This window comes from Arsenophonus endosymbiont of Bemisia tabaci Q2, assembly GCF_902713415.1.
Lineage (GTDB): Bacteria > Pseudomonadota > Gammaproteobacteria > Enterobacterales > Enterobacteriaceae > Arsenophonus.
This window is the reverse complement of the sequence record NZ_CACTIE010000256.1, coordinates 1-2,294: the sequence shown is the minus strand read 5'-3', so window position 1 is coordinate 2,294 and position 2,294 is coordinate 1. Positions and strand designations below refer to the sequence as shown.

The 2,294-nt window shown below is 40.1% G+C and carries 3 protein-coding genes and 1 pseudogene; 2 read left to right on the top strand and 2 right to left on the bottom strand.

What is annotated here, in order from left to right; all coding sequences use genetic code 11:
* Positions 1 to 134: 134 nt before the first annotated feature.
* Together ARSQ2_RS10860 and ARSQ2_RS10855 are read left to right on the top strand one after the other, a co-directional pair.
* Positions 135 to 517 (top strand): annotated as a pseudogene (locus ARSQ2_RS10860) (NAD-dependent epimerase/dehydratase family protein); the annotation flags it as partial.
* Positions 518 to 595: 78 nt separating this feature from the next.
* Entirely contained in the window at positions 596 to 1,762 is a 1,167-nt protein-coding gene (locus tag ARSQ2_RS10855) for a nucleotide sugar dehydrogenase (protein WP_181995303.1), read from the top strand.
* A 220-nt stretch (positions 1,763 to 1,982) separates the two neighbouring features.
* Here the strand turns inward: ARSQ2_RS10855 and ARSQ2_RS15305 are convergent, their stop codons facing one another.
* Both ARSQ2_RS15305 and ARSQ2_RS10845 read right to left on the bottom strand, forming a co-directional pair.
* The gene (locus tag ARSQ2_RS15305) at positions 1,983 to 2,120 is read right to left on the bottom strand and encodes a hypothetical protein (RefSeq protein WP_238334476.1); all 138 of its coding nucleotides are present in this window, start codon (positions 2,118 to 2,120) and stop codon (positions 1,983 to 1,985) included.
* Positions 2,117 to 2,254 (bottom strand): hypothetical protein, encoded by a 138-nt coding sequence (locus tag ARSQ2_RS10845; RefSeq protein ID WP_181995302.1) that lies wholly within the window; start codon positions 2,252 to 2,254, stop codon positions 2,117 to 2,119. The genes ARSQ2_RS15305 and ARSQ2_RS10845 overlap by 4 nt, the downstream gene beginning before the upstream one ends.
* Positions 2,255 to 2,294: the final 40 nt, after the last annotated feature.

Sequence of the window (2,294 nt, the reverse complement as noted above, 5' to 3'; positions counted from 1 at the left end):
CAGATGCAGAGCCAATCCGAAATTGCTTCGCTGTTTCTCGGATACTCAACCTTTCTTCTTCCATCGTAAATATCACTTTACGTCTAAAATCAATTGAATAGCTCATATAAATAATGTCATCAAAATTAAGTTTCTTAGCTATATTTAAATTTACTAAAGCTATTTTGGAGATGAAACGGATAGATGTATATAATAATGGCGATCTGAGCCGCGACTTTACTTTTGTTGAAGATATTGTTGAAGGAATATTATTGATTGCTGATATTATTCCGCCAAAAAAGAGCGATAAATCTTTAACGGCTAGCAGTGATGCGCCTTATCGTATTTATAATATTGGTAATGGGCAGGGCAGCCAATAAAATTATTGGATTTTATTTCTGCTTTTGAGCAGGCATTAGGACACAAAGCCATTAAAAATATGCTGCCGATGCAAGCCGGTGATGTCCATACCACCTGTGCTGATACCAAAGATTTGTTTTCGTTAACTGGTTAACGGCCACAGATTTCGATTAAATAAGGGGTAAAAGCCTTTGTTGACTGGTATCGGACTTATTATCACGTTTAGCCTGGATCCTAAATATTTGAGAGGTTAGTTTTGAAAATTGCTATTGCAGGAACAGGTTATGTTGGCCTGTCGAATGCGATGTTGTTAGCGCAACATCATGAGGTGGTTGCGTTAGATATTATTGCTGAAAAAGTAACAATACTGAATAACCAGCAATCCCCGATAGTGGATAAAGAAATTGAAGCGTTCCTGACAGAAAAAAAATTGAACTTTAGGGCAACGACGGATAAACAACAGGCTTACCAGGGGGCAGATTATGTGATTGTTGCTACCCCGACTGATTATGATGCCAAAACTAATTATTTTAATACTTCTTCTGTAGAAGCAGTGATTGATGATGTAAACCACATTAATCGAGCCGCTACCATTGTTATTAAGTCAACCATCCCGGTGGGGTTTGTCGCCCGCTTGCAACAAGAGAAAGGGTATAAAAATATCATTTTTTCACCGGAGTTTTTACGTGAAGGCAGAGCGCTATATGACAATCTTTATCCTTCTCGTATTGTGGTGGGTGAACGTTCCGAACGTGCCAAGATTTTTGCCGATTTATTATTAGAAGGCGCACTGAAAAAAGATGTCGCGGTGCTATTTACTGATGCCACCGAAGCGGAAGCGATAAAATTATTTGCCAATACTTATCTGGCGATGCGAGTGGCCTATTTTAATGAGTTAGATACTTACGCTCATAGCCGCGGATTGGATAGTCGTCAGATTATTGGGGGTGTTTCACTTGATCCGCGGATTGGCAGCCACTATAACAACCCTTCTTTTGGTTATGGTGGTTATTGCTTACCAAAAGATACCAAGCAGTTGCTGGCTAATTATGATGATGTACCAAATAATTTGATTAATGCGATCGTAGAATCGAATCGAACGCGTAAAGATTACATTGCCGAAAGGATTATTAGTCAAAATCCGCAAAAAGTAGGCGTTTACCGGTTAGTGATGAAAGCTGGCTCGGATAATTTCCGCGCATCGGCCGTACAGGGAGTGATGAAACGGATCAAAGCAAAGGGAATCGAAGTAGTGGTTTATGAGCCGGTTTTACAACAAAGCGAGTTTTTTCACTCCAAAGTAATTACCGATTTGGCCGATTTTAAAGCCCAGTGCGATATTATTTTGGGCAATCGATTGGTGCCGGAACTTGAAGATGTAAAACAGAAAGTTTATACCCGCGATCTATTTGGTCACGATTGATAATTAGCCATACTTTGGCGCCAATCGCAGCTTAAGATTGGCGCTCTGATTATGGCCGATTGCCTGTTTTTATCACAGGTGAGTTACCATAGCGGCGAGTAGTGGTAGCTTTTTATAGTCTCCCTGATAATCAAAAAGCGACATTTACTGTTAATGTATCGGTATAGCTACCGGATTGATTCGGGGTAGCTTTGCCTGTTAGAATTTTCGCTATATAATTCTAGGTAGGGGTCAACTGATCGTCACTAATGGTGGTGGAGTTGGCACTAGACCACAATTCGTTACCACTCGATCCCCAGCGAGTACTGGTTGTACCTTGGTAAATATCATAACTGATCAAGCCACTCCCATATTTCATATTGCGCACATTGCTAACTGCATTGGTACCATTGTTGATCCCCACATTGTATAGCTAAGCGACTTAATTTTGATTACACCATATTGAGTGCGAACAAAATATCTGTGTCGCATCCGAGCGCTCTTTTTTTGCATTTAGCTTTTGTCCCCATTTATGTTCAATTGGATTAAGATC

Excerpts from the sequence above, each read along its gene's own strand:
- ARSQ2_RS10845 (WP_181995302.1), bottom strand. The coding sequence starts at position 2,254 with ATGCAAAAAAAGAGCGCTCGGATGCGACACAGATATTTTGTTCGCACT.
- ARSQ2_RS15305 (WP_238334476.1), bottom strand. The coding sequence starts at position 2,120 with ATGAAATATGGGAGTGGCTTGATCAGTTATGATATTTACCAAGGTACA.